Source organism: Lysobacter sp. Soil_N_23, assembly GCF_057656135.1.
This window is the reverse complement of the sequence record NZ_JBDGKY010000016.1, coordinates 1-25,825: the sequence shown is the minus strand read 5'-3', so window position 1 is coordinate 25,825 and position 25,825 is coordinate 1. Positions and strand designations below refer to the sequence as shown.

Here is a 25,825-nt window from a genome sequence, read left to right as displayed (position 1 = left end):
GTTGCAGCCGGCAAACAGGAAGCTCAAAAGGCATGTCTGGTCTCGGGTTGAGGTTTCGGGGATAACCCCGACCGAGATGCCCCCTGCCGAAATTCCCCGCCCCAACCGTGCCCCCCTCAACGCCGGCGAGCTTCAGAGATCGATCAAATCTCCCGGTCGACCCATCAAACGTCGATCAAACATTGGACAAATGGCGGTCAAATTCATGATTTATCGACGATTCCCCCGAATCGCTGCGCTAGGCTCTCAAGAAGACACCACGTGCGATTTGGGCTCCGTCGAATGAAACGTTTCGTCCTCTGGTCTGCCGGGATCGCCGCCATCATCGCCGTGGCGGTCACCCTGGCCTTCTATCTCAGCCCCTGGCCATCGGCGTTCGTCATTGCTCGCGCGTTTTCAGGCGGGGACGCCGCCTCCGAAGCGGGACTGGCAAAACACGTCCCGGCCGGGATCGTCTCCCGTTCCAACCTGGCCTATGGGGCAGGAAACGATGAGGTCTTCGATCTCAACTACCCCGGTGATACGACCAAACCGCTTCCAGTCGTGGTATGGGTGCATGGCGGGGGGTGGATCGGAGGCAGTAAGGAAGGCGTCGCGAACTATCTGAAGGTGCTTGCCGGGGAGGGTTATGCCACCATCGGTGTCGAGTACTCGACCGGTCGTGACTCGGCGTATCCCAAACCGTTACGCCAGGTGAACGCGCTGCTCGACCACCTCATGCGTCACTCGACGGAGCTTCGAATCGATCCCCGCCGCATCGTGCTGGCGGGTGATTCGGCGGGCGCCCAGATCGCCGCCCAAGTGGGGATCATTACGACGGATCCAGACTACGCGGCTCGGGTCGGCATTGCGCCGGCACTTGCGCCTGATCGTCTCCGCGCCCTGCTGTTGCTGTCAGGGGCGTACGACCTGGATACCGTCGACTATGAAGGCGATCAAGGCTGGTTCCTGAGAACCGTGCTGTGGGCCTATTCCGGGATCAAAGACTTCCGCAACGACGAGCAGTTCAGACTGATGTCGATCACGCCCCATGTGACTTCCGCGTTTCCGCGCAGCTTCATTTCCAGCGGCAACGGCGATCCGCTTGAGCCGCAGGCCGTTGCATTGGCGGACAAGCTGCGCACGCTTGGCGTCGCCGTGGATACCCTATTCTTCCCGCAAGGCATGAGCCCCGCCTTGCCGCACGAGTACCAGTTCAATCTGGATAGTCCGCAAGGTCGCGAAGCGCTGGCCCACATGATCAGCTTCCTCAAGACAGCGACCGCACAGAGCGATGTACCAGAGGCCCGCTCTACAGAGCAGATTGACGATTGAAGTCACGACAACCCAGTCGACAGGAGGTTTACATGAAACTGCCACTCTCTATGGCTGCGGCCCTGATCGGCAGCTTGAGCGGTTGCACTACTCAAACACCGCCTCCGGCAATCGCGCCTGGATCAGACAGTGATGCACACGGTTGCATCGCATCGGCAGGATACTCATGGTGTGCCGACCTGAATCAGTGCGAGCGCCCTTGGGAGCTTGCGAAGAAGAACGGCTACGAGCCGACGAAGGAGGCATTCGATGCGTTCTGCAAGAATCCCCCGGTGAAGCGCTAACGTAGCCTTTGGAAGGGTCGCCCCTAAACCGTCTCACCTGCTAGACATTGCCGGGCGGCGGGCCGACGAATACTAAGTTGGACCAACTATTATCTCGTACCACAAATGCGAGGAGCAGACTCTATTGCCTGAAATAGAACTCCATTACCCAAGATGGAATTCCATTTGCTGTAGACAACTTGTTGTGGACCGAGAATAGAACCTTATCGTCCGGCAGTCGAAACTCCTTGATTGCCCGTCGCGAAAGTTGAGAGGCGTGATCTCGAAGTTCTATCCCGGCCGCATCATTGGGTCGATAAGGTTCTGGAAATGAAGTCCTATCCCCAAGAGCGCACGAAGCTTCTGGTTCGACTCCTTCGAACAGTCACCTAAGCTAAGTATGCATGGCGGCCAGTGTCGCCAGGGAGTGAACTAGACATGGCCCCACTCATGCCATTCTTCCTTGACTTCGATGGCACGCTGCACCCGACGTGGACCTTCAAGAAAGGCGATCGAGGCCGCGAGACTGCAGAACCGTACGCAGGGCCGTGGCTAATTGAGGCACCCATTCTGGAAGCCTTGCTTGCACCGTACGCCGATCGCATCGAGATCATAATCTCAAGCTGGTGGGCCTACACGCGTAGCCTCCAACAGATCCGCGCCTTGTTGCCGCCAGCACTGGCGACGCACGTGGTCGACTCGATCTGGCTTCCCGAACTGAGGGCGGGATCCAACGACTACCTCTCCCCCTTCGCCACGCGCTACAACTGCATTGATGTCTGGCTGAAGCGCCGACGCCCAGGTTACTCAGGCCCATGGCTCGCGCTAGACGATGATGGAGACTCATTCCCCGAAGACCAGCGCGAACACCTGGTGCTGGCCTGGGGCACGCTGGCCAATCTTACGGTGCAAAGCAATCTAGTCGAGCGCCTCAAGCAAATGCTGGGGCCGTGACGCCTATGGTTCTTGTTAGCGTCATCCAGGGCGGAGGTGCGTACAGGCGGAGCTCTACTGCCGAAGCGACTACCAATGCGTCACCATATCGAATGAAGACATGGGTGGCTGCATGGCCAATACCCACGAAACGCTCCGCCCGCCGGACGAATCAACCTCGCTATGAAACGATGCGCAAGGTCCACTTCTGGTCGATCGAAGTCATCAAGCTGCTGACGATTTGATCGAAATTCCGCTTGCCCGCGACGCCACTTGGCTGGCTAAGTTATTGAAAGCACAGCATTCGAAGAATTAGCGGCAATTAGCTGGAATTTCATAATTGGACAGTTTAGGCCGTGGTCGTGCCGAGGTGTGCGTACCCAACTCGTCGCAACGAATACTGGCCACAGCCTTGGAGACACTACCCGTCGAGAGCGTCCGCTATCGGCCACAAGCGGCCATTCGCCAACGCCTGAGTTAAGCCGCGCCGCGAAGCGGCGTCGGCTTGAATGAATTGTTAGGCGACACATCTGCAAAGCAGAGGCAAACCTTCAGCTACCCTTCTTGTGCTTATGAGGCTTGAGAGAAGGCGTATTTCCTGGAGTCTCCTTGTTGTCCCGCCGACGCTTGTCCGGCTTCCCCGTCGATTTGGCAATCGGCTTCGGGCCAGGCTTGATTGTCGTCATAGCAATGCTCCTTTGGGTTTTCAGATTTTGCCGTGAGAACTGCGTACTGCCTCAACTACCTAATAAACGGACCCGTGGGTCCAGTCATTCTGACGCCACACCCAATCGAATAGGCTGCAACCCCTGATTCGGCTTGAGCTTATGCAAGCGGGATCCGGCTAGCAAGCCAGCGTACGGCCGAATCCAGCGGGCCGGCTCGGATGGCCCGGCCAATGTCGCAATGGGTCGGAAGCGGACTTAAGCACCGGCTCCGGCACGCGGGTAGTCCACCTGGCTGGGCGGGCTGTGTTTCAGCACGAACTGGCCGCAGTAGGTCGTCGCGTCCATCCGGTCAACTACCTCCGGCGGGTCGGCCTTCATGCCGATGCTGGGATCGAGAGTGCCCTAGGGCGGCGTGTAGTCGCCCACCCCAGCTGAGTCGCGTGGCAACTTCGGGGCAGAGGCGCGTTAGCTGCGGAGCGCACCAAGCGCAGAACTTGTGACCGGTTGCGCGGTTGAATAAGCTTTCCGGGGGGCCTGTACATGGAGCTAGACAGGGAGGCGCTATGACAACTAAGCCACCAGTGATGGAAGCAAAATCCTCTCCACCGGAGGTCGACCCTGAGTACCGGCAATGGCTCGTCGTCGCAGAGCAAAAAGCTCAAGAAGACTTCGACAAGACAGTTATCGCTTTGTCCGGCGGCGCCCTTGGCGTGTCCTTCGTTTTTGTGAAGGACATCGTCGGGACAAATCCCATTCAGAACCCAAGTTGGTTGATATGCGCTTGGTCCGCATGGGCCTTCAGTACCTTTGCTGTCCTCGCATCGTTCTACCTTAGCCGCCTGGCCCTACGCAGAGCCATCATTCAGTGCGATGAGAACACGATCTTCTGCCAGCCGCCTGGAGGTTTCTTTTCCAGGATCACACGTTGGCTGAATGCCAGTGGCGCAATCCTCTTTTTTGTCGGGGTTTGCTTCATGGCCGCATTTGCCACAAAGAATCTCGTAACAGGAGCCCCCCGAAATGACCGAGAGAAAGCCGTCCAGCCCCCAACCTCGTCCGCAACCAGAGCCCCGGCCGCAGCGGGACGATAGAGGCAACGGCGGTGGGCTCAACACACCCAATCGCGGATATGAACCACCGCCGCCGAAACGGAAGTAAGGAGAAGTGAATGCAAATTAGGGAAGCCGCTGCACTCAGGAAGGCCTGGGGAGACAATCCCTGCGATCACCCTGTCCTTTCGAAGGAGTACCACTTCGGGTCAGCAACGGGCGACTACGTCTGCACGACCTGTGGCGTCTCTCGACAGGGAAGTGATTGGAATAAGCTCGGCACAGATTCCAGCAAGCAGCCATGATCCGCTAGGAAGATGACGAACCATGCGCTTACAAAAGGATCAGCATGAGGAATTTGCCAGATTCTTCAGTGAGCCTACTCGAGACGCGTTCCGGCAACTAATTAGGAACAGCATCGGCGAAGCTGACCACCTCGACTTCAAAGAGGCTTGGCCAGACACTCCAAAGCTAGCCAAGCACATCTTGGCGCTTGCAAACTCTGGTGGCGGTGCACTTGTAATCGGTGTTCGCCAAGGCACCAGCGGTCAACTCGTGGCGAGCGGTCTCTCGTCCGTTTTGGATAAGGCCCAGGTGACGATGACCCTAAAGAGGTTCCTGCCAAAGTCGCTCAACTACTTCGTGCTCGATTTTACCTATGTCTCCTCCGATTTCGCCGAACTCACCGGAAAATCCTTTCAAGTCGTCTTGACCGAGAGCGATCCGAAGGAGTTGCCGTATCTGGCCCTCTCTGATGGGCAGGACCTTAGGAAGAATGCAATCTATGTCCGCTCTGGCACTAGCTCGAGAGAAGCGGATCACGACGAACTACAGCAGCTCCTAAACCGCCGAATCGAAACAGGGCACTCCAACCAAGGAGCATTGGACCTCACCAAGCATCTCGAGCAACTTCGTGTCCTGGACGAGTGGCGCCATCACAACGACAGCTGGATTAGCCAAGCCATAAGGGCACACGAAAGCCCCTCAGACGATCAGCAGTCATCAGACTTTAAGGGCTTTATCGAGGGTATCTACGAACGAAAGAAGGCTCAGGTCTTCGCCGAGTTAGGCCTTGGCGTTTTAGACATCGAGATCGACTGGTCGTTGTGATGGCGGACCAGACATATCTTGGATTCAGACGCGTTATCCTCTGCATGATTGCTCATCGACGTCACGCGACTCCGCGCACAGCATCATCTCCCAAAGGAAACTAGGGACAACACTGTGCCATCGGGAAGTCTGACAGATTGCGTAATCGCGTCGAGGCGGACAACGTTCGGACCGGCAAGCCAGCGGCTAGCCGGCTCGCGCCGCGGACGATCGCTGACTGCGCCACCAAAGCTCAACGTAAACGCGTCGGTATCTTGGTGCAACTCCGGCAAGACGAAGTACTCCGACGGAACGCTCATGCTTCGCTGATGCCAGACCAGTCGCCCCTGCCCATGGCGTGCCACCATCGCGACGTCGTGGGTCCGCTTGATGAGCTTGATGGCGGCCGCCGTTAGGCTTGACCGGAACTCAGAAGCTAGAGAGCGCGCGACCGCCAGGGAGGCTGCACGACCGGCCAGCCATGGATCCACAAGATACGTGGGAAGTATCAGTTGGCTGGCATACGCGTTAGCAAAAGCCTCGACAGACTTCGCCTCGGCGTTCTGCGGGCCGATGTCACTCTTCGCACACAGGAACGAACCGGTGCGTCGGTCGCAAAGCCAATGCGCCAGCTCATGAGCCAGCGAGAACCGCTGCCGACCAAGACTCGCCCCCATCGTATTGACGCTAATTACAGCGCTTTCGACGCCTGCGACTAGGCGCGCTTCACATCCTTCCAGTGAGCGATATCGCACTACAGCGCGTTGGTCATACGCTATAGCATCCAAGTCAATCTGGCTCGGCTCGATGATGCCGTAGCTCTTGAGCAATGCTTCAGCCGGCGCCAACACCATACTCAAAGGCTGTCCTCATCCGGGGCAATAGCACCGAGTTCAATCAAGTCGTCGTATAGCGAATGCCAATCCGACTCCGACTGTTTCTTTCCTTCTCGAAATGCCAACCCTAGCTCAGGTTGCGTTTCAAATGCGGTTTGGATCCGACGTTTGATCATCTCAAGCGCCGGATACGCTGCTGATTTCATGGGGCGCGTCGCCGAGTTCATCATGCGCTCCTTTGCATCTGCGATCCGCTGCCGCAGTACATGCGCAGTTGCTTCACACAACGCCGCCCGCAGCGCTGTTGTCAGAGCGTCAACATTCTCGCCATCTTCAGCCGCTTCCTGACGAAGCTGCGCATCACTCTGCGCCATCAGGTCTTCCAGGGCGAGCGTGCGCATGGCCATGATTTCTTGATGTGTTTTAGGCAGCTTCATTTCTGACTCCTGCCTTGGAATATTCTTTCCAGGCCGCGGCGGAAGCGCCGGCGCGCCGTCTCGTATTGGGTCTGGCTCATGCCGGATAGTTCGCGGATCTCCGTGGGCTTCAGGCCATCCTTGTGGCCCATCACCAGCCAGCCAATTTCATCGTCGCCGGTGAAGTGCGCATCGATCCTCGCAGCGTCCTGTTTCGCTCGATCCTGCTCGTCCGCCCGCTCACCCGCTTCAATGGCCAATGTCACAACGTCCATGTGGGCGTGTCCGTTCGCCCCGAGAACTTCCTCGGCCGTCAATGCTTCCGTAGCAAGGGCTTCCATTCCCTGTGTCTGCTTGACGTAGGAGGAGTTGAGCGAGTCGTCAGCTAGGCCCTGCATGGTCTGGACCAGGAACGCCATGAAAGGCACAGACTTCGGCCAATGGCGTCCCCTCTCGCCGTTGGCCGCGCGAAGGGTCCGCACCAAGGTCTCATTCAGCAGTTCCTGCGGGTCGACATACTCGGTCCCGACCATGAAGATCCGGGCCAGCTTGCGCAGCCGGTAGAGCTCGTCATTCGTCAGGCCCTCAAAGGCCTGGCGAATGTCGTCGATGGTCGTGGCCCCTTCGGGGATGGGTCGATTCACTCAAGGCTCCTGATTCCCTTGAGTATGCGGAACGAAAACCAAACCCGGACACGGCCTTGCCATGTCCGGGTCGTCGGGTCGTTCCGCACACATACCTGAGCGGTACTTCCTGCCGCGCAAGGAGATATCCATGAGCAAGCGCAACCAGCATGTTGTTCCCCACGCGAGTGGCTGGGCGGTCCGTGGCGCCGGAGCATCCCGGGCCACCGAGACTTTCGACCGGAAGTCCAACGCTGTCGACCGGGCGCGCGCGATCGCGCAGAACCAGCATACCGAGCTCGTAGTCCACGGTCGCGATGGCCAGATCCAATCGAGGGACAGCCACGGCTCCGATCCGCTCCCCCCGAAGGGCTGATTGCCAGCGCCCTCGGTGCCGCCGGGGGCCGCCCGCTACTACCAACCCCACTTACATCAAGGACGCTCCACGTGGCCGATTACCAAGTTACTTGCATCAACAAGTCCGACCGGACCAGCCGGCACGAGCACATCACACACATCGGCAACATCCAGGCGAACTGGCGGATGACCCGTGAACTGGCTATCGCGCAGATTGAGGCTAAGGTCAACGTGTTCTATACGGTCGATCGCGTCACCGGCACCCGCGCCTACATCGGCGTCGTTAGGGAGGCTGGGAAGGCCCCATACCTGCGCACTTATGCCGACGGCGTCTGGAATGACAATCTGCTCGCACTTGCCGAATGTGGGGCTACCTGCTCGCTTGTGGGGTAGAACACGTTAACCGGAGCCACTCAATTCCAACATGATCGCGACGGCGCCGATTGGCGCCGCCGCCTGTCGTCCAGGCCGGACCCGGCTCGCGTCCACGCCGCGGGGGTGGGGCCAGGTCGGGCCCAGACAGAGATTCACTCGTAGTCCTCCATCGGGAGTGCAAGGCCGGGGGCCAGTTCCGCGATGGCGGCCGCGAGGGTGGACGCCGTCAGGCCGGCGTGGAATGGCGATGCCGGTGCGGCGCCTTCGACGGAAAGCTCTTCCGTGACGATGCCGAGAACGTGTCCGTTCGCCGCAATGATCGGCCCGCCGCTATTGCCGGGTCGGGCGACTGCCGAATAGAGGAACACCTGCGCGCCATGAAGCAACGTCACCGCGGACGCGGTGACTTCGCCGCTTTGCATGACCAGCGGGGCCGTGCGCGCGAGCGGGACGCGCGGATACCCCAAGGTGTACAGCGGCTCGCACAGTTGGGGATCGCGGAACACCAGGCCCGGCAATGTCGCCACGCCTGGCTCGATGCGCAAGAGACCGACGTCCAAGGTGGGGTGGGCGAGCACCTGCGCGACTTTGACAGGAGTGCCTGAGATCATCTGGTCGGCGTCGACGGTCATGTCACGTAGGACGTGCGCGCACGTGATCACCCAGTGACTCCCCAGCACGAGGCCCGTGCCCGCGTGGACATCGCCCACCTCGTTGGTGCCGGTGACCTGCAGGGTGAAGTCGGAGAACTGGTTGTACAGAAACTGCGGCCCGAGCGATTCCGACAGCCATAGATTGCTGCTTCGCTCCACCGACGTAAGCTCTTTCAGGAAGTAGTACTTCTTGCCGACATGGATGTTTCGTCCCTGCCCGAGAGGGACCAGTAGTCCAGCTCTTTCCAGTTGGCCGAGCAGCTCGGCAATGCGCGCCTGGTAGCGTCGGGCCTCCGGCAATCTTCCGGTGCGCTCAAGAAACATGAGGAACTCCGCGCCGTCCAACGGTTCGGTTCGGCCGGGGGTTGGAGGTCGCCCAACGACCTGGCAGTTCTTCTCGTATGCCATCGGCGAGAAGAAATTGAGCGCGGCGACTGCGAGCTCGATCTGCTGACGGAGCGAGAACGGGGCAAGCCGGGAGTACCGTTGTCTGCGCTGCTCTGCGTCCAAGACGCGCCTCGCCGGGTGACTGGAGAGCGAGATCGTAGACCATGTGCGCGACGCGATGCGCGGCTGCGAAGTTCGCTCGCGTACAAGGCGAGCGGAAAGGCCAGCTTCTCAACGGGAGTGCTGCCGATATGGCCAGCAGCAACGAGGGGCAATGGCGTTGGTCGCACGGTGCACCCGCGCGCCGTCAAAACCGCGGAGAAGGGAACGAATCTATTTCAAGAGTGGCACTCAGGTACGTGCACAACAGTGTCATAAGCGGCGTCAAATCCGATGTAGGCCATGCCGTCGCAGTTTGCTCACCGCCTTTGCGCCTAAGTAAGTGACTGATTATGCAGAAATTATCCTTTCTTAGTCAGAACCTGACAAGGAAGGATAATTCCTTGTAAATCCGTAGGTTGCAGTGCCAACTTGAGAACAGCCGAACTATGCGCAGCGGCATAATTCTCCCTATCTGCCCGTGTCGCGTAATGAGGGCATGACGTCAACTTGATGTTTGGAGGCGCCTTTCCCAGCATCCTTCGGGTGGCCCGATAGCCATTCGAACCCTCATTGCGTCGCAATTCGCGGCTCACCGTGGACGGCGCCCGCCCCAGCGCGGCCGCAATCGAGCGGAACGACTGTCCGTTCACCACACCCCGCGAGATCTCCTCCCGCTCGGCCAGGCTCAACGTACGCTCAGAACGTCGACGCGCGGGTGGCCGGATCCCACCAGACTGCGCCAAGCTCCCGCGAATTGAGCCGTGGCGCCGATCAAACAGACGTGCGATCGAGTGCAGGGATTCGCCCTTCTGCCACCGATCCCAGATCTGGGCCTTCTGGCTTTCCGCGTAACAGATCCTTGCCCGGTAACACTCCTGCTGCCGAGGCAGCCTTCAGTGTGTTGCATCGACCGGTTGAAACCGCGGTCGGAAGCGGCCGCTCCCCTTTGACCAACGCAAGCTCGCCCTGCCGTACTAGGTGTTGCCTCTCGGCGCGAAGAGAAGGTTGGCGGCAGTATGCAGCCCCTTCAGGAACTCATCGCGGACCGCGGGGTTACGGTCACTCTGGCGATATCGCTCATCGTGCGCGGCCACTCCGCGCAATGCGGTCGCGCAGATTGCTTCACGAGAAGGGGACGCCTCAATTAGTGCTAAAAGCGCCCATTGCATGGCAGTTAGCTGACCTTCGACGAAAGCATCCTTCTCATCCATAGTGACTCCTCAGGCATCCAGTCGGATCAACCGGATGCTGCCCGTACAGTTGAGCAGAATCAAGATTCGACACTTTGGGAGCGGCCACGAAGGCCCTGCTCGACACGACAGGCTCCTTGGCCACGATCGCTGACGGTGACATCTCGAGTTCTGCAAGCGGGGTAGGCATCGGCCTCCTGCGCGAATGTGGTCCCGCTCATCGTGCCACTGCAGCGCATCAGGACCTGGTCCTGGCCGGTGTAGCCGTACTAGCGGATCCGGTCGTCGATAGTGTGTCGAACAGAATCGTTACGGGCGGGGCTGACCAGGCTCCCATTAGCCGAGAGTCTCGTCGTACGCCGATTGCAGCGCTGGTGACTGCCGAGCAATTGCACCTGATCGAATCGTGGCCTTCGTCGACCAGCGCGCTCAGAAGCGCCTGCGCCTCCGCATACGGTAAGCCGCGCCGCGGAGCGGCGCCGGCTTGAATGACTTGCTAGGGCTGAGAATAGCAGCACCTCAGGTGCGAAAAAGGGCGGGAAATGCCCCGCCCAAGCCATTACGACTTACTCCCGGACGGGAGTGGCAGAGTTCGTGGACTTGACCAAATTGATGCCGTTCTCAGCGCCCGATTTGTTGGAGTAACCCTCGCCAGAGTCGGCAATTTTATTGCCATTGGACGAGTAAAGCGTCCAGCGCCAGTATCCGGCGGTGTCCTTGTACAGCTTGAAGTACATATTGGTGCTCGATTGCGCGTCGGAGCGACGCGCAAGGAGCAGATCATGGTCATGTCTCACAAGCTGAGACATATTCACCCAAGCCTAACGCCAGAGTTAAGCCGAGCCGCGGCCGCGGCGGCTTCGGCTTGGAGTGAATTGTTAGGTCGCCCTGCTAAGTGCGGCAGCCAAGATTGCCTTGCCAGTGGCCGGGAAACGCGTCCAGACGGACGAAGTTCGGACCGGAAAGCCGCCGACTCGCCGGTTGCCGTCTAGGCCGGGAGGCCCCGGCTCGCGCACCGTTCACCAGCAGCGATCTGCAGGTAGACGTCATCCCGATCGACTAAGATGCCACCAACCCCCTAAATATTCCTTTTAATTCAAATAAATAACATGACTTCTGCGCGATAACGGAGCCATTGTTATGGTGCCGCTGGCCCGTTAGGGAATGGCCACCAAGCCGCCCTCCATTGCAGTTGAGCTCCCCGCGTAAAGTAGCCTAAGGATGGCTGGAAGAACGGACTGTCGAGCCGCACCTGATCGGGGAGTAGCCTCAAGCGTGAACAATCGGATCAGAGCCTTTCGAGAGGCTCAAGGGCTGTCCTTGGACAAGCTCGCATTGCTCGCCAACACGACCAACCAACAGATCAGCAATCTGGAGACAGGCAAGCGTCGGCTCACTGTCGACTGGCTCCAGCGCTTGGGGGCCGCCTTGGGGTGCCACCCCTGGACACTCGTTGCAGACGATCTTCCTCAGCCGCTGAGCCCATATGAGATACGCGCGCTCGATCGTCTCCGGTGCCTTACCGCACCGCAACAAGAAGCGGTTCTCCAGTTGCTTATCGCCATCTCTTCCGGACCTCCCCAAGTCTCGCCAGACGAGTTTGCCTCGAGGAAGTAGGCATTCTTGCAACATGTTGGAACTTCTTGACATTTTCCAACATTGTAGTAGAGGATTGACCCCTTGCACAGCTGGCAGGGCTACGCCCAAGCGCGGCGATGACTGGTCGACACGGAGATCCGGTTCGGCTGAGCGGGGACGCCCTGGTCCCGGCCGCTCAGTACGTGCGCATGTCGACCGATCATCAGCGCTACTCGACAGAAAACCAGCGCGAAGCCATCGGGAAGTACGCCGCTCAGCACGGCTTTGAGATCGTCAGGACCTATGCAGACGAGGGCAAGAGCGGCCTTAGCCTAGATGGTCGCGATGCACTCAAGCAGCTGATTCAGGATGTCCAGTCCTCCCAGGCAGGCTTCAGGGCGATCCTGGTCTATGACATCAGTCGCTGGGGCCGATTTCAGGACGCAGACGAGAGCGCATATTACGAGTACGTTTGCCGGCGCGCTGGGCTTCGTGTCCTGTACTGCGCTGAGCCGTTTGAGAACGACGGCAGCCCCATGTCGGTCATCATGAAGAGCGTGAAACGCGCGATGGCCGGCGAGTACAGCCGCGAGCTTTCCAACAAGGTCTTCATGGGCCAATGCAGGCTCATAGAGCTCGGCTTTCGACAAGGCGGATCGCCTGGCTTTGGTCTACGCCGGATGTTGTTGGACGAATGTCGCGCGCCCAAGTCACAGTTGCAGCCGGGAGAACGGAAAAGCCTACAAACCGATCGGGTGACTCTCGTACCGGGGCCGGACAATGAGGTGGCCTTAGTCAGGGACATCTACGAGCAGTTTGTCCACCGCCGAGCTACTGAGCGGGAGATTGCCGACCACCTCAATGCCGCCGGCATATGCACAGATCTAGGCCGAACCTGGACCAGGGGAACCGTCCACCAACTGCTAACCAATGAAAAGTACGTCGGGAACAATGTTTACAACCGGACATCGTTCAAACTGAAGCAAAAGCACGTCCGAAATGGCCCGGACATGTGGGTCAGGTGCGAGGGCGCGTTTGAGAACATTGTCCCGCTTGATCTCTTCAACGCCGCTCGACAACTGATCACCGCCAGAGCACGCCGATTCGACGAATCGACCATGCTTGATCTACTAAGGCGCCTTTACGAACGAACCGGCGCGCTTTCCGGCCTACTGATTGACGAACAAGACGAAATGCCATCGAGTAGCGTTTATCGATCGCACTTCGGCGGCCTCATCCGCGCCTACTCTTTGATTGGATTCCATCCAGATCGTGACTTTCGCTACCTGGAGATCAACCAAAGGCTTCGATCGATGCTGCCGAACGTCATTGAAGGTGTCATCGAAGGCCTCGTATCTGCCGGCGCGCGAACCACCACGGAGACAACGCAGCTTGTCACGGTAAACGACGAGTTCACGCTGTCGATTGCCTTGGCCAGGTGCCGACAGCTCCCCAGTGGCACCTTCCGCTGGCACCTTCGATTTGACACGAGTCTCACGCCGGACGTAACCGTTGTTGCGCGCATGGCTGCCACCAACAAAGACATCTTTGACTATTACATATTCCCTCGAGTCGACATGCCGTTGCGGGGCCGACGGTTGGCCGAGGATAACAACGAGATCACGCTCGATTCATATCGATTCGATTCGCTAGCGCCGCTGTACGATCTGGCGGAGCGATTCCACCTGAAAGCCGCCGCTTGAGAGGACAACGCCATGCGCCCGATCGAGATGATTCGTCTTGAGCACATCCACGTGCTCAACCCCAGGAGCAGGAACGCACGGGTTCATCGAGAGATCACCGAAAACATCGGAACTATTGGGCTGAAGCGACCCATCACGGTAAGCCGACGTCCGGACAGTGCAGGTACTCCACACTACGACCTGGTATGCGGGCAAGGTCGCTTAGAGGCATACCAGCAGCTTGGACACCAAGAGATCCCCGCTTTCGTAGTCGACGCTGCCCAAGAGCACTGCCTTGTCATGAGCCTGGTAGAGAACATTGCCAGACGTCAACACGCTCCCATTGAGCTGATGCAGGAAATCGGCGCCCTCGATGAGCGGGGCTATGACGAGAACAAGATTGCCGAGAAGCTAGGAGTCACTCAGTCGTGGGTCGGCATGGTCCTTCGGCTATTCGAGCGAGGCGAGGAGCGCCTGTTATCAGCCGTCGAAACTGGTCTGATTCCTGTCAGCCTGGCCGTCATCATTTCAAGGAGCGACGACTCTGGAATTCAGATGGCCCTAGCCGATGCCTACACGCAAGGCAAGCTCAAGGGTAAGAAGCTGGCCATGCTGAGGCGCTTGCTTGAACAGAGAGCGAACCGAGGAAAGTCAGCGCGAAAGCCCTACGAGGGAAAGAAGGCAACGAAGAAGCTGTCAGCGGAGGATCTTCGCCGCGTCTACGAGAAAGAGGTAAAGAAGCAACAGCTACTTGCCAAGAAGGCAGAGTTCACCCAAGGGCGCCTGTTGTTCGTTGTCGAAGCCCTGAGGGAGCTGCTAATCGAAAAGGAATTTGTCGAACTGCTTCGCACCGAAGGGATCCACTCCATGCCAAAAGCGCTGGAGGAAAGAATGACCAGGAGGGTGATCCAATGAGCAGCGAACTGCCCCCACAGGGGCCACTCCTAGGCTTCCATCCGGAAACGAAACTAATCCCTATCAGCCGCATCGTGCCACTCAAATCTTTGCGTCAGACGACCCGTCAGAGTCAGAAATTTCAACAAATAGCCACATCCATCCGCACGATCGGGTTAGTCGAGCTACCAGTCGTAGCACCGAACCCCAAGGGTGACGGAACCTACTTGCTACTCGATGGTCTGCTGCGCCTGGAGATACTGAAGGATCTCGGCGCTGAAGATATCGAATGCCTGATCTCGACGGACGACGAATCGTACACCTATAACAAGCGCATCAGCAGGATATCGGCTGTGCAAGAGCACAAGATGGTCGTTCGAGCCGTGAAGGAAGGCGTTCCAGAAGACCAGATAGCCGAGGCCCTCAACTTGGAAGCCAGCTCAATTCGGAGACGGTTTCGACTGCTAAATGGCATCTGTTCGGAGGCCGCCACTCTGCTCTCTGACAAGCCTTGTCCGATGGCCGCATTTGAGATCCTCAAACGCATGAAGCCACTGAGACAGATCGAGGCGGCTGAGATCATGACAGGACAACGAAACTACACAACGTCTTTCGCTAGAGCACTACTTCACGCAACCCCAGACGAGCAGCTAACCAAGCCTAAGGCGGTCGGCCGAAAACCTGACGTCACACGCGAGCAGATTGCCAGACTTGAGCGTGAACTGGCGTCGGTCCAGAGTCGAACCCTGTTCGCAGAGGAAACCTATGGCATCGACAACTTGCACCTGACGATCGCCAAGAGCTTTCTGACGAAGATCCTCAGTAAGGCAAGAATAGTAGAGTGGCTTAGCTCAAATCAGCCGGAATACCTGGCAGAGTTCCAGCGAATTGGCGACATCGTCAGTCTCGACTCCGAGGCGCCTTCCGCCGCAAGTCCGTAGCTACCATCTGCCGAACCAATGCAACCACCTCAGCGTGGGGTATTGTGCGCCCGGCATCTACATCAGCGAGCGCCTCCAGTATGCGTCGGCGCTTCTCTTCTTCGCTTAGGCGACCAACTGCCGCCGCTGTTGTCTCATTGTCCATCGCCTCAATCCTCTCGCCCGGGTAGGGCGTTTACGACAGCCATAGCATTCCAGCTTTCACACCATGCCATGCTTCTGCGCCAAACGGCCGGCCCATCACCCCCGGCGCTTCCAGCACCGTGCCCTCGGCCGCGTACACGAACAGGGCATTGGCGCGGGCGCCGTAGGGGTCGGCCTCCTGCACGAACGTCGTCCCGCTCATCATGCCACTGCGGCGCATCAGGACCTGGTCCTTGCCGGTGTAGCCGTAATAGCGCATCCGGTCGTCGAGGGTCGCGTTGTTGGTGTGCTCGCGCTGGCTGACCAGGCGGCCGCGGCCGTCGCAGGTGAGCGTGTTGGTGGTGGCTTGTAGTTGGTATTGGGGTTGGAACCGGAGACACCGGCCTATTGGTAGCTTTCCCAGCCGGTGTAGGCCATCACGAACGTGTGGGTGCTGTTGCCGATGTCGCGGCTGGTGTAGCTGTAGCTGGTCAACCGCCCCAGGTTGTCGTAGGGGGTGTAGCTGATGGAGGTCCGCCAGCCCAGCACCTCCAGGTTGGTGTGCCGCTCGTCATCGCCAGCCAGTCGGCGTTGACGCTGCCTTCAATATTCGAACCTCGCCTTCCATTGGACCAGCGTGGAGCGACACGTAATATTCCAAGGAAACAATAACTTACTTTGATTCTGCTTCGCAGCAATGGCGTTGTTACTGCGCAAACTACTGTCACGGGCCGCTCAGCCTTGGGAGGTGGAGCGCCCGGGCGCTTTTTACGTCAGGCGCTATCCCCACCAAAGAGTGACTGGCTTCGACCGGGTGATGGCGCGATGGAGTGAGCCAATGCGGTGTGCGCTTGCCCAGCTGCGTCGGCTTGGGCGCCGTTCTCGCGCCCGGTCGGTGTGTGTGCCCGGAGGCGCGGACACACCATCAGCGGTGAAGGCGGCCTGGTTGGTTGTTCGCAACATGGGCGGAAAGGTACGCTTTTACCTCTGGGGTCAATCGTGTTGATGCCTCAATCGCGACAAGCACATCCTTGCTGATGGAAAAATCGACGTCGCTCGGTAATTGCTTAACGAGCGGTTCGCTCTCCGGATTCGCTATCAGCCACACATACCCGTGATTGCTACTTCTTCGAGGCAATCCAACCACATCGAATTCGGAGCCTAGAGCATTCTTGCCGACGACATAAGGCTGTGAGTGGTCTTGCTGCCTGTAATCAAACTCGAAGCTCTGCAATACAGAATACTCAGACTTTGCATCGAGTTCTTGACCGGCATGTGAGTCAGCCCCGCACCCTGCACCAAGCAGTGCTAGTGCCGACAGGGCAATGTGATAAAAACTACGCATTTTCATGGCCCCGGATTGAATGACTCATAGCCCGATGGTACAGCGCTTCCTTGCCACAGGACGGATATCTGCGAGCTATTCATTCCAGCGATAATCCCGGTGTCAATTGGGAATGGGCTTCTCCCTGGAACCAAAGAGGACGTAATGCCGCCGGCAGCTAGCGAAGCCTGGGTTCTCGTCGCGCACGTATCTTTGAAAGCGCCGGCCGGATCCTCCTTCGGATCCGGCAATCGAATGCCCTTGTACTTCGAAATCTGCGCAAGCATCTGCTTCTCTTGTGCTGGGGTTGTGGCGATACGAATGATCGTGCTAGATCGATACTGAGCCTGATTGGCCAAGTACCCAGTAAGCGATGAACCCAGTGGTGTTCCGGTGCCATAGCTGTAAACACCTTGACCTGTGAATGCGATCGCAACATGGCCAAACGGGTTTGAAGATGTCTCGCCCCCAATGATCACTAGCGTGTCTAACCCCAGGGGATCGATCGCACTAATCGGATTCCCGCCCACATAGGCATAGGTGTTCATGCCCCCGCCCAGCCCGATCGGATCCGACTGCAAGTAGCGACCAGTACTCGCATCGTAGTCGCGACTGATGTTATGCCAGATGCCACTTTCAGCGTCGTAGTACTGCCCAGGAAACCCAATATTCAGCCCGCCAATGCCGTCCTGTGTGACTGTACGGTCGAACGCATAGTTGTTCGCCTTCCACACGTTGGCCCTAGCCGCGTTCGTGACTAGTTCCGGGCGTCCAACTTGATCGGTGTGCACGGCGTAGACCTGGTTGTCGCCGCTGCGAACCAAACCCACTAGTTCACTTCCAGCGCGAATATAAAGCTTCCAGTTACCGCTAGCCCAGTTGTACTCAGCGGCTAGTTGACCATCGAGGCCATAGACGTAGCCCGTTGCGTTGGAAGAGCCTTGGCTCTTGTAGGTCCGTTGCCCGAGCGCGTTGAACCAGTAAGTCGTTGTGACACCTGCTTTTGTGACGCTATCTAAACGATTGAAGTCGTCGTACGTGAAGGTGGCATCACCGCTGGAAGTGACATTGCCCTTTACATCAACGATGAACGATCGCGGTCGCGGACCGGTGATAGCCAGCAGGCGATTGCTTTGACCGTCGACCGTATAGCTGTCGGTTTGACCACCCCAGGTGTGACTGGTGCGATTGCCATTCTCGTCGTAGTTGAGTTGCTGGTTCGCTCCCGCCGCCGTGACCGAGGTCAGCTGTGAAAGTTGGTCGTAAGCAAATGCCTGATTAAGGCTACTACTCACCGCATTGGTGATGCCGACGATCTCATCGCTTTCGTTGTATCCAAACGTCAGGCTCTGGCGAATATCACTCTCGCTGGACTTTACACTTAGGCCCAACAGGCGTCCGTCGCTGTCGTAGGAGTGGGATCGCAACATCCCATTGCCATGGGTCCAGCCCGTCACCGGACCGAACGGGCGATACGTAATTCCGCTGATCACGTTGGAAGTTGTACCGGCGATGGTCGCTGTCATGCTGGACAGGTGCCCCAACTGGTAGCTGTAATCGGCTCTGACACCATTGGGATATGTAGTCCGCGTGATGCGTCCAATATTGTCGTAGCTATACGTCATGTCAAAGGCAATCCCACTCGTACCAATCCGTTGCTGCTGCACAAGCACGCGCCCCTCAGGGCTATAGATGTAATCCAAAGTGCCCTTGCCATCAGGGTCAGCTGCACGGCACAGGCGCCCCTTACCGTTGGTGCACGCGTCGTATGTGAACGCATGAACCTTTCCACCGGACGAAACGCCTGTCACTCGACCCATGCCGTCGTATCCATAGGTCGTGACCTGCCCCCCCGCCCGGGTCATCGACGCTCGCAAGCCACTGCCGTCGTAGTTGAAGGTAGTTGACCCGCTATCGGGACTAACCAACGACCATAGCTGACCAAAGCCATCGTAGGTGTAGGCCGTCACTTTGCCACGCGGATCAGTCACTTTGACCAGGTGATCACCGGCGTCGTACTCGAAGTAGGCGGCCTTTCCGGCCGCATCCAAAGACGTGATAACGCGATCGAGCGCATCGTAGGTGAGAATTGTGGTTCGCTCCTGACCTACCTCTCCTTCAGTCACTGATTCAAGGTTGCCATTGTCGTCGTATGTGTAGCTGACCAACCGCGAGCTAGGCGCGTCGCCATACTGGGCAATTACACGACCCAGTTCGTCGTACTCGTGGTAGACCTTGGTGCCATCCTCAACGGCGGCATACGCCGGTAATGCCAGCGCAGAGAACACCACCAGGACGTTCCTGTTCATCTTTATCCCCTTGTAAGTCCGGCAGTTGACCTACTTCTAGTCACCAGCGATTGCATGGTGTTTGCCAATATGCCCGGATGCGCAAGTGCCCATGCCGTTTCACTATCCACCAGTAGGCGTGATCTCTGGCGACCACGCCGAGCAGCCACCTGCGTTACACGCCCGCACCGAGAATCTCGGAATCATCCCGCCCTCCAACGGACCACCACCTGAGTTCTGATACTGGTAGTACACGCCCGATCCCGAGTAGATGGTTCCGGTTCCGGTAGGTGTCGAGATCTTCTGGAGCTCGTAGTAGGACGAGCCAGGCGACACCGTCCAGGACATGGTGAACGTCGTCCGGACAGGAGGCATGGGCGTGACAACATAACGTGCTGTAAGCGTTGGAGTCGCAGGGATCGCAGGCTGGACCTGCACTGCGGCGTTAGTCGACTGAGGCCCAAACCACGTGACGCCATCGCGCACCATCCGCCACTGGAAGTTGTAGCTGCCGGGCGTCTGTGGCGCAGTTACGGTGAAGTTGAACGTAGCCGTTTGTCCTGGTGTCACGGATCCGGCAACGGCCACCCGCCCCAGCCCCCAGGTCGTGTTGTCCTGCGGATTCTGGGACCCGAGGTTATAGGCCTCGGATGCCGCCCAGACCGTGTTGCCCGTGTTCTTCATCTGGACGCTAACGGAGTGCGTGCTACCCGGAAGCATGACCGTCGGCACGGTCTGAGCGATGAACTGCGCGTTGTACACCGGAGGCATGGCCGTCCATGCAGAGCAACCACCACCGTTGCAGGCACGGATCGAATAGTTGATGCCGTTGGGCGAGCCGTCTCGCACGAGCTGCGAGACCGCTGCGAACGGCGCCCCTCCGTCGGACAACTCATAGCGGGTGGCCGTCGGCGCGTTCGTCCACGAGAAGTACCACGTGGTCGTGTACGGAGGCGGATTATAATGCGGCGTGTAGGTGAAGTTTGTCGGCGTTGGAGGCGGCGGGATACTCACTGCAACGGAAGCCACTGCCGAGTACGCGCTGCATGCTCCGTTGCAGGCACGAACTTGGTAGCCGTACGTTCCGTTGACCTTGCCAGTGACCTGCTTGCTCGTCTGCGTTCCGGACGTTTCTATTGCAGACCAGGCTCCACCATTGAACTGCTCCTGCAGTTCATAGCCAATCGCGCCAGCGACCGCGTTCCAGCCAACTGAATATGTGCCGGTGTCGTTCGTCGGCGGCAGGCTGATGGTCGGAGCTACCACTGGGATAACAAAGGCGCCGGAGGAGTTCAGGAGCAGGTTTCCGGTACCCGTGGGCGAGATGCCGTGCACGAAGATTGCTTTGCCACCATGCACGGCCCTCAGCGCCTGCGGCAATGGTATCGAGAACCTATAGGCATTGCCGTTTGCCTGGCACGCAGTGGCCACCGCGGGCTCGCTTGCCAGATTCGCCACGTAACTGCCTACGTACTGCCCCTGCCCTGCGGCTCCTCCCAAGTACAGGTGCACATCGATCGCGCCATTCATACCGGTTGAGCACGCCCAGCCAGCCAGCGTGTAGTCGCCAGTCGCGGTCGACAGGCCTTCGATGTTGCCGATGACCTTCGTGTTCCATGGGTAGGCCGTCCCGAGGGTCTGGACCACCGTCGGCAGCGACACTGCGTTGTATGTGTACTGAGTGCGCGCATAGCCGCCACTCACCTCACGGTAATACTTCTCGATCAGGCGCCTTGCTGCGTCGTAGACGTACCTCATCTCCAGGCCATCTGGGCTCGTTACCGATTCAAGCAGTCCGTCGGCGCCGTATCGATAGAGGGTGTCTGCAGCAACACCGTTTGGGTAGGCGCGAACGCGGGTAAGCCGGCCTCGCCCGTCATAGCTGTAGTCCAGGACATCGCCATTCGGCCCTGTCACGCGCGCGGGTTGCCCAAGCCCGTTGTGCCCTTCAAAGAGTGCGGCGTGTCCCAGCGCATTGCGGGCCTCGATGAGATTTCCCGCTGCACTATAGGTGTAGGTCTCTGTGTCTCCGGTCAGCGGGCCATCGACCTGCACCGTGGCCAACATTCCATTGGGGTGTTTCGTATACGAATAGCTGGTCGTCCTGACCTGCCCCTGGCTGGCTGGTACACTGGCCGACAGGTTCCGGATGGCCACGGATTGTAGGCGATTGTCCGGCGCGAAGGTATACGAGGTTTCCTGCACACCCAAGACCGTTGCCTTCGTTAGCCGGTTGTTCCCCTCGTCCCATTCGTAGGTAGTGGTTCTCGCCTGGGGAGTTCCGAATGCCTCGATCTTGGTTATGAGATGCCCATGGGCGTCATAGTCAACGTTCGTCTTGTTGCCCTTGAAGTCCTCGACCTCATCTTCGTAGCCGTTGGCGTCGTAGCGCCGAATCATAGAACTGGCGGCGCAGTTCGGTGATTCCAGACCGTCGGTCGTAGTCAGCTTCCCATCCTGAAAGGTGTACCTCGTCTGCTTGTCGAGCGGGTTGGTTTCCAACGTCTGGGTGACTCGACCAGCCGCGTCCGTCGTGTAGCCGAAGATGTATCGATCTGCACCATTGGCGTGCTCCGACCTTGTTGCACGACCGTTTGCGTCGTAATCAAAATATGAATAGCGAACGCCGTTGTACGATTTCCCTAGCAACTGGAGGCCTCCAGTTCCGCCGTAAACGTACGAAATGGCGGTGCTCGGACCGCCCGCCAAGGTGATAGAAGACAGCCGCCCGGCGTCGTAGCTGTACGTGTATACGTTACCCGCCGGATCCGTCACAGTCTCCGGCCGCCCACCCGACCAGGTGAAATCGACGTGCGCGCCACCTGTGTGTGTTACGCGCTGCAGCTGGGTTCCATTCGCACCGCCGTAGGTGTAGGCCCATCCAACGCCATGGGCGTTGACTTCAGATTGGATGAGGCCTCCTTGGTAGACCTCCACCGTGTTGTCTTCGGTGTAGAGCGTCATGCTCTGCGCATTGGTTCCCATCAGCTTTGAAACCGCGGCAGGCTTGACCTCCTGCATGGTGCCGTTTACGAACTGGAGGAACTTGATGGCGCGTCCATCGGGCCGGTATGCCCACACCGCCATGGGTAGATCAGGCGCCTGACATAGCAGGCCGCCGGCAGATGGGTAGCAGTCTTGAATGTCTCGATAATCGAACAGCAACCTCTTGTCAAAATTGCTCAGCCACTTGGGCCCGAACATTCCAGCCGCGTTCGATTGCGCGTTGTATTCCCTGCGTAAGAACAATCCCATTTCGCCGGAGGCTGTAAAATCAGTTTCGGGCTCTACCTTGTTCCCTGTTGCAGTTACGATGGGATTGGACTTGTCCGGCTGCGTCCCGCCGCAACCCGTGCCATTGTTCGCGCTGACAGCCGGATCGCCCAAGGTCTGATTGAACAGCGGTACGACAGGCGAAGTCTCCTGGAGCAATCCAGGGTTCAGGAACTGAAAGTTGGACAGTGACAGTCCCAACGCCTGTACCGTCACATGGTCTAGGTCATGAGGGCCTGCCCCGTAACCCTGGTCCGACAGGGCGTAGCCCTGCGCATGAGCACCGGCGCAAAGAATGGATAATGATAGAAGCGCCCAACGCTTGCAAAACTGAGCTCCAACTCTTCCATCTATGACGGCCGACAGGGGAGCGTCCTTGTCAGGGCGGAACGATCGAATCTGCATCCTTTCTCCCCTGATTTGCCGACAGGCAAACTGCAGTGTTGAACTCAACGCGCGAATCGCTACAGGCCGATTGGTTGCACTGACACAGGTGACGCAGGTGATGCCCATGCGAGCACACGGCGCGGGCCAAGGTCCCGAATCGTCCAGCTGAGCAAAGCGAGATTCGAGATGGCCATTGGTATCGGCATCGTGTGCCGTCCACCGGGCCATTCCTGTTGGCTCAGAAGCACACCCCTTAGCTTCATAGCTCCCCCTGCAATCGACGGCCCATACGCTGCGGCGACCGATTCTTTCCCTATCGACTCAATTAAGCGAGCCGGCGCACCACCCCTGGCAGGCCGGAACAGCGAATCATGCCTCCATGTGATATGTCTGTGAACTGTGTCGCAGTGACCATAAGGACATTAGCTGAAGTAGCGCTTACGGCAACGCGAAGGAACCACTCACCTCCAACCTGGCACAACGTGCCAGACGCCACCGGTGGAGGCCTGGCCCATCCGAGCGCACCAACTATGCATACCGCCCCCTAATAGCGCTGCGGGCTGCAGCGTCGTGAGCATCTGACGGCACCGCCCCGCACGCCACCGAGAAAGTTTCTCGGCTAGCTGGGGCTACGTGCTAGGACGCACGATAGACGTAAGCTGGCCTCGAACGGCAGCGTGGTACTGGAGGGCGGGGAACGACCGCTTCCGACTGCGGTTTCAACCGGTCGATGCAACAGATTGTTGGAATCGTTCGGCCGGCGTTTCGTAGCCTAGCGTCTTCCGGGGACGTCCGTTCAACTCTCTGGCCACGGCGTCAAGCTTGGCCTGCGATATAGCGGACAGATCGAGCCCCTTGGGGAAGTACTGCCGCAGCAGTCCGTTGGTGTTCTCGTTCGAGCCGCGCTGCCAAGGATGCTGTGGATCACAGAAGTAGACCTGGATGTCCGTTGCCAAAGTGAAACGGCGGTGGTCGGCCATCTCCTTGCCACGGTCCCAGGTCAACGATCGGTACAGTTCCTTCGGCAGGCGCCGCGCATTCTTGATCAGCGCATCGATGACCGTTTCGGTGTCCTTACCTCCGACCTTCACCAGCATGACGTAGCGCGTATGCCGCTCCACCAGCGTGGCAATCTAACTGTTGCTGCTGCCAAACAACAGGTCGCCTTCCCAGTGGCCCGGCACCGCCCGGTCCTCGACCGCTGCAGGGCGCTCGCGGATCGATACGGTGTCGCTGATGCGGCCGTGGTTGTCCGTCTTCTGTGTGTGGTGGCGTGATCGGCGCATCGCCCGCGTCCGCCGCAGGTAGCCAAGAAGCTCCTGCTTTAAGGCGCCCCGGGCCTGGATGAAGAGGGTGCGGTAGATCGTCTCGTATGACACCTGACCGCTCGCGTCGTCTGGATGGATGCGCTTGAGCCATCCGGCGATCTGCTGCGGGGACCAGCGCCGTTGCAGCTTGGCCGCGACCTGCCGCGCCAAGGCTCGATGCCGGGCCAGCTTACAAGTCTTTGGACGACGCGACCGGTCCCAGGCGGCTTGATCGGCTCGGCTGGCGCGGTAGCCACTGGATTTCCCATTGCGCCGCAACTCCCGGCTCACCGTGGATGGCGCCCGCCCCAGTGCGGCCGCGATCGAACGGATCGACTGCCCGCTCACCACACCACGCGAGATCTCTTCCCGCTCGGCCAGGCTCAGTGCCCGATCTGACCGTCGGCGCGCGGGCGGCCGGATCCCGCCGGACGCGGCCAGGATCCCGCGAACCGAGCTGTGGCGCCGATCAAAGAGCTGCGCAATCTGGTGCAGCGACTCGCCCTTCTGCCACCGATCCCACATCTGGGCCTTCTGCAGTTCCGTGTAGCAGATCCTTGCCCGGTACTTCATCTGCAACACTCCTGCTGCCGAGGCAGCCTTCAGTGTGTTGCATCGACCGGTTGAAACCGCAGCCGATAGCAGACGAACGACGTAAGCCCGCTCCGGCGCTTGCGGACGTTGTCACTCGCGCCAAGACGATCCGCTGACTGAGTAGCTATTGCCCGAACCGGCCGGCACGCTATGCTTCGACGGACGGGGCAGCGAGCGGATCTGGTCAAGATCTCCATGCCCTCGCTAGCGGCAGCGGTTCCGCAACTACAGGGGAAAAACTGGTGAAGCGTCTCTTTTGGTCGACCATGACCTGCCTTGCGATGTCCAACGCGTTGGCGGGTCCACCGCCGCCTCCGCCGATTCCGCCGGGCTATCCACGAGACGTGCGCAATGCAGTGCCTGTCTCGCAGGTGCCCTCGCCCATCTATCCGCCTGAGCTCACCTGTTCGGGGCTGACTGCGACAACGACCCTCATCCTGTTAGTGAACTCATCGGGCGTGGTGATAGACCAGCAGGTAGAAGCAAGCAGCGGGAACCGCTTGTTCGACAAAAGTGCCTTGCAGGCGTCAAAGCAGTGGAAGTTCAGGCCTTCCACCGCGGACGGTGTGCCCGTGGCGCAGAGGGTGCGTTTCCCGATTTCGTTTGAGGCGCAACGGAAGAAGCCAGCCTTCTGCTCCGAAATGCTCCTGACCCTGGCACCGGCACCCGGGCAGTGGAAGTTTGCTGCGGGCAAGCCCGTTTTCGCGGAGGTGCGGTTCCAGCCGCCTAGGCCAATGACCGTTGTCGCCAGTTGGGTAAGAGAAGAGTACGGTGCATTGATTCCCGTCGGCGAAGAGACGCGCGCCGTGGATCCCTCGCGAAACAACTATATCTTTCTGTTCGATGCGCCCCAGGCGAAAGGCCGGTATCGGGTCATCATCACAGCCGACGACGGTTATTCCGCCGAGTCGGACTTCACGGTGAGATAGGCGTCGGCTCGGTTTGGACGCTTCGCGTACGCTCCTGGCCGACTGAGGGTGCTCGGCTTGGGCGAGGTGCTGAGACCGCATCACGAACAGATACATTCCCGGCCGGGGGTTGGGTCATGGCACGGCGGTCGGCCGCAGCTCCGGGCTCCGTTTGCGTCGCTAGGCCTAACAAGTCCGTAAGGAGCTTCCCGTCAACTCCGGGTGCATGACGCTCTTGCCTGGAGCTTGAAGGCCGTTGCTGGTTCTCATG

At 59.0% G+C, this 25,825-nt stretch carries 23 protein-coding genes and 2 pseudogenes; 12 read left to right on the top strand and 13 right to left on the bottom strand.

Annotation, left to right across the window (positions count from 1 at the left end):
- The first annotated feature begins 282 nt into the window (after window positions 1-282).
- The 5 genes from AC3A3X_RS12795 (at window position 283) to AC3A3X_RS12775 (ending at window position 5,337) form a co-directional block, all read left to right on the top strand.
- Window positions 283-1,314: an alpha/beta hydrolase gene (locus AC3A3X_RS12795; protein WP_487583407.1), complete on the top strand. Its 1,032-nt coding sequence runs from the start codon at window positions 283-285 to the stop codon at window positions 1,312-1,314.
- Window positions 1,315-1,346: 32 nt separating this feature from the next.
- Window positions 1,347-1,598 carry a peptidase gene (locus AC3A3X_RS12790; RefSeq protein WP_487583406.1) on the top strand — a complete coding sequence of 84 codons (252 nt, stop codon included), beginning with the start codon at window positions 1,347-1,349 and terminating at the stop codon, window positions 1,596-1,598.
- Between the two features lie 417 nt (window positions 1,599-2,015).
- A complete protein-coding gene (locus tag AC3A3X_RS12785) occupies window positions 2,016-2,531 on the top strand; it encodes an HAD domain-containing protein (protein WP_487583405.1) in 516 nt (171 codons plus the stop codon).
- A 1,231-nt stretch (window positions 2,532-3,762) separates the two neighbouring features.
- A complete protein-coding gene (locus tag AC3A3X_RS12780) occupies window positions 3,763-4,269 on the top strand; it encodes a hypothetical protein (protein ID WP_487583404.1) in 507 nt (168 codons plus the stop codon).
- Window positions 4,270-4,554: 285 nt separating this feature from the next.
- Window positions 4,555-5,337: an AlbA family DNA-binding domain-containing protein gene (locus tag AC3A3X_RS12775; RefSeq protein ID WP_487583403.1), complete on the top strand. Its 783-nt coding sequence runs from the start codon at window positions 4,555-4,557 to the stop codon at window positions 5,335-5,337.
- An 83-nt stretch (window positions 5,338-5,420) separates the two neighbouring features.
- Here the strand turns inward: AC3A3X_RS12775 and AC3A3X_RS12770 are convergent, their stop codons facing one another.
- Genes AC3A3X_RS12770 through AC3A3X_RS12760 form a run of 3 tightly spaced genes read right to left on the bottom strand, consistent with a single transcriptional unit; the run spans window position 5,421 to window position 7,212 of the window.
- Complete coding sequence (locus AC3A3X_RS12770; protein ID WP_487583402.1) at window positions 5,421-6,170, bottom strand: ImmA/IrrE family metallo-endopeptidase; 750 nt, start codon at window positions 6,168-6,170, stop codon at window positions 5,421-5,423.
- Between the two features lie 2 nt (window positions 6,171-6,172).
- Window positions 6,173-6,589, bottom strand: coding sequence for a hypothetical protein (locus AC3A3X_RS12765; protein ID WP_487583401.1), 417 nt, complete (start codon window positions 6,587-6,589; stop codon window positions 6,173-6,175).
- Complete coding sequence (locus AC3A3X_RS12760; protein WP_487583400.1) at window positions 6,586-7,212, bottom strand: hypothetical protein; 627 nt, start codon at window positions 7,210-7,212, stop codon at window positions 6,586-6,588. The genes AC3A3X_RS12765 and AC3A3X_RS12760 overlap by 4 nt, the downstream gene beginning before the upstream one ends.
- A 130-nt stretch (window positions 7,213-7,342) precedes the next feature.
- Here AC3A3X_RS12760 and AC3A3X_RS12755 point away from each other — a divergent pair, with 130 nt between their 5' ends.
- Both AC3A3X_RS12755 and AC3A3X_RS12750 read left to right on the top strand, forming a co-directional pair.
- Window positions 7,343-7,567 (top strand): DUF2188 domain-containing protein, encoded by a 225-nt coding sequence (locus AC3A3X_RS12755; RefSeq protein WP_487583399.1) that lies wholly within the window; start codon window positions 7,343-7,345, stop codon window positions 7,565-7,567.
- Window positions 7,568-7,638: 71 nt separating this feature from the next.
- Window positions 7,639-7,941: a DUF3892 domain-containing protein gene (locus AC3A3X_RS12750; protein ID WP_487583398.1), complete on the top strand. Its 303-nt coding sequence runs from the start codon at window positions 7,639-7,641 to the stop codon at window positions 7,939-7,941.
- 134 nt (window positions 7,942-8,075) lie between these two features.
- Here AC3A3X_RS12750 and AC3A3X_RS12745 read toward each other — a convergent pair whose 3' ends face one another.
- From AC3A3X_RS12745 to AC3A3X_RS12730, 4 genes and pseudogenes are all read right to left on the bottom strand, one after another.
- Window positions 8,076-9,086 carry a S1 family peptidase gene (locus AC3A3X_RS12745; protein WP_487583397.1) on the bottom strand — a complete coding sequence of 337 codons (1,011 nt, stop codon included), beginning with the start codon at window positions 9,084-9,086 and terminating at the stop codon, window positions 8,076-8,078.
- 524 nt (window positions 9,087-9,610) lie between these two features.
- Window positions 9,611-9,955 (bottom strand): annotated as a pseudogene (locus AC3A3X_RS12740) (helix-turn-helix domain-containing protein); the annotation flags it as partial.
- Between the two features lie 84 nt (window positions 9,956-10,039).
- Window positions 10,040-10,276 (bottom strand): hypothetical protein, encoded by a 237-nt coding sequence (locus AC3A3X_RS12735; RefSeq protein ID WP_487583396.1) that lies wholly within the window; start codon window positions 10,274-10,276, stop codon window positions 10,040-10,042.
- A 545-nt stretch (window positions 10,277-10,821) separates the two neighbouring features.
- Window positions 10,822-10,992, bottom strand: a complete 171-nt coding sequence (locus AC3A3X_RS12730; protein WP_487583395.1) for a YegP family protein — start codon at window positions 10,990-10,992, stop codon at window positions 10,822-10,824.
- A gap of 484 nt (window positions 10,993-11,476) precedes the next feature.
- On the opposite strand from AC3A3X_RS12730, the gene AC3A3X_RS12725 reads away from it, so the two are divergent.
- The 4 genes from AC3A3X_RS12725 (at window position 11,477) to AC3A3X_RS12710 (ending at window position 15,350) form a co-directional block, all read left to right on the top strand.
- Entirely contained in the window at window positions 11,477-11,872 is a 396-nt protein-coding gene (locus AC3A3X_RS12725) for a helix-turn-helix domain-containing protein (RefSeq protein WP_487583394.1), read from the top strand.
- Window positions 11,873-11,970: 98 nt separating this feature from the next.
- Entirely contained in the window at window positions 11,971-13,536 is a 1,566-nt protein-coding gene (locus tag AC3A3X_RS12720) for a recombinase family protein (RefSeq protein ID WP_487583393.1), read from the top strand.
- A 12-nt stretch (window positions 13,537-13,548) separates the two neighbouring features.
- Window positions 13,549-14,430 carry a plasmid partitioning protein RepB C-terminal domain-containing protein gene (locus AC3A3X_RS12715; RefSeq protein WP_487583392.1) on the top strand — a complete coding sequence of 294 codons (882 nt, stop codon included), beginning with the start codon at window positions 13,549-13,551 and terminating at the stop codon, window positions 14,428-14,430.
- Complete coding sequence (locus AC3A3X_RS12710; protein ID WP_487583391.1) at window positions 14,427-15,350, top strand: plasmid partitioning protein RepB C-terminal domain-containing protein; 924 nt, start codon at window positions 14,427-14,429, stop codon at window positions 15,348-15,350. The genes AC3A3X_RS12715 and AC3A3X_RS12710 overlap by 4 nt, the downstream gene beginning before the upstream one ends.
- A 175-nt stretch (window positions 15,351-15,525) precedes the next feature.
- On the opposite strand, the gene AC3A3X_RS12705 is transcribed toward AC3A3X_RS12710, so the two are convergent.
- From AC3A3X_RS12705 to AC3A3X_RS12680, 6 genes and pseudogenes are all read right to left on the bottom strand, one after another.
- Entirely contained in the window at window positions 15,526-15,753 is a 228-nt protein-coding gene (locus tag AC3A3X_RS12705; RefSeq protein WP_487583390.1) for a hypothetical protein, read from the bottom strand.
- A gap of 125 nt (window positions 15,754-15,878) precedes the next feature.
- Entirely contained in the window at window positions 15,879-16,022 is a 144-nt protein-coding gene (locus tag AC3A3X_RS12700; protein WP_487583389.1) for a hypothetical protein, read from the bottom strand.
- Between the two features lie 376 nt (window positions 16,023-16,398).
- Window positions 16,399-16,824 (bottom strand): hypothetical protein, encoded by a 426-nt coding sequence (locus AC3A3X_RS12695; RefSeq protein ID WP_487583388.1) that lies wholly within the window; start codon window positions 16,822-16,824, stop codon window positions 16,399-16,401.
- Window positions 16,821-19,106 carry an RHS repeat-associated core domain-containing protein gene (locus AC3A3X_RS12690; protein WP_487583387.1) on the bottom strand — a complete coding sequence of 762 codons (2,286 nt, stop codon included), beginning with the start codon at window positions 19,104-19,106 and terminating at the stop codon, window positions 16,821-16,823. Before AC3A3X_RS12690 ends, AC3A3X_RS12695 begins: the two co-directional genes overlap by 4 nt.
- 102 nt (window positions 19,107-19,208) lie before the next feature.
- Entirely contained in the window at window positions 19,209-22,763 is a 3,555-nt protein-coding gene (locus AC3A3X_RS12685) for a DUF6531 domain-containing protein (RefSeq protein ID WP_487583386.1), read from the bottom strand.
- Between the two features lie 701 nt (window positions 22,764-23,464).
- Window positions 23,465-24,625: pseudogene (locus AC3A3X_RS12680) on the bottom strand (IS30 family transposase).
- A 263-nt stretch (window positions 24,626-24,888) separates the two neighbouring features.
- Between AC3A3X_RS12680 and AC3A3X_RS12675 the strand changes: the two are divergent.
- A complete protein-coding gene (locus AC3A3X_RS12675; RefSeq protein ID WP_487583385.1) occupies window positions 24,889-25,575 on the top strand; it encodes an energy transducer TonB in 687 nt (228 codons plus the stop codon).
- Window positions 25,576-25,825: the final 250 nt, after the last annotated feature.

What these genes read in the sequence shown, in the direction of transcription:
- AC3A3X_RS12795 (WP_487583407.1), top strand. Translation starts at nt 283, where the DNA reads ATGAAACGTTTCGTCCTCTGGTCTGCCGGGATCGCCGCCATCATCGCC.
- AC3A3X_RS12790 (WP_487583406.1), top strand. Translation starts at nt 1,347, where the DNA reads ATGAAACTGCCACTCTCTATGGCTGCGGCCCTGATCGGCAGCTTGAGC.
- AC3A3X_RS12785 (WP_487583405.1), top strand. Translation starts at nt 2,016, where the DNA reads ATGGCCCCACTCATGCCATTCTTCCTTGACTTCGATGGCACGCTGCAC.
- AC3A3X_RS12780 (WP_487583404.1), top strand. Translation starts at nt 3,763, where the DNA reads ATGGAAGCAAAATCCTCTCCACCGGAGGTCGACCCTGAGTACCGGCAA.
- AC3A3X_RS12775 (WP_487583403.1), top strand. Translation starts at nt 4,555, where the DNA reads ATGCGCTTACAAAAGGATCAGCATGAGGAATTTGCCAGATTCTTCAGT.
- AC3A3X_RS12770 (WP_487583402.1), bottom strand. Translation starts at nt 6,170, where the DNA reads ATGGTGTTGGCGCCGGCTGAAGCATTGCTCAAGAGCTACGGCATCATC.
- AC3A3X_RS12765 (WP_487583401.1), bottom strand. Translation starts at nt 6,589, where the DNA reads ATGAAGCTGCCTAAAACACATCAAGAAATCATGGCCATGCGCACGCTC.
- AC3A3X_RS12755 (WP_487583399.1), top strand. Translation starts at nt 7,343, where the DNA reads ATGAGCAAGCGCAACCAGCATGTTGTTCCCCACGCGAGTGGCTGGGCG.
- AC3A3X_RS12735 (WP_487583396.1), bottom strand. Translation starts at nt 10,276, where the DNA reads ATGGATGAGAAGGATGCTTTCGTCGAAGGTCAGCTAACTGCCATGCAA.
- AC3A3X_RS12730 (WP_487583395.1), bottom strand. Translation starts at nt 10,992, where the DNA reads ATGTACTTCAAGCTGTACAAGGACACCGCCGGATACTGGCGCTGGACG.
- AC3A3X_RS12725 (WP_487583394.1), top strand. Translation starts at nt 11,477, where the DNA reads ATGGCTGGAAGAACGGACTGTCGAGCCGCACCTGATCGGGGAGTAGCC.
- AC3A3X_RS12720 (WP_487583393.1), top strand. Translation starts at nt 11,971, where the DNA reads ATGACTGGTCGACACGGAGATCCGGTTCGGCTGAGCGGGGACGCCCTG.
- AC3A3X_RS12715 (WP_487583392.1), top strand. Translation starts at nt 13,549, where the DNA reads ATGCGCCCGATCGAGATGATTCGTCTTGAGCACATCCACGTGCTCAAC.
- AC3A3X_RS12710 (WP_487583391.1), top strand. Translation starts at nt 14,427, where the DNA reads ATGAGCAGCGAACTGCCCCCACAGGGGCCACTCCTAGGCTTCCATCCG.
- AC3A3X_RS12705 (WP_487583390.1), bottom strand. Translation starts at nt 15,753, where the DNA reads ATGCGCTATTACGGCTACACCGGCAAGGACCAGGTCCTGATGCGCCGC.
- AC3A3X_RS12695 (WP_487583388.1), bottom strand. Translation starts at nt 16,824, where the DNA reads ATGAAAATGCGTAGTTTTTATCACATTGCCCTGTCGGCACTAGCACTG.
- AC3A3X_RS12690 (WP_487583387.1), bottom strand. Translation starts at nt 19,106, where the DNA reads ATGAACAGGAACGTCCTGGTGGTGTTCTCTGCGCTGGCATTACCGGCG.
- AC3A3X_RS12685 (WP_487583386.1), bottom strand. Translation starts at nt 22,763, where the DNA reads ATGCAGATTCGATCGTTCCGCCCTGACAAGGACGCTCCCCTGTCGGCC.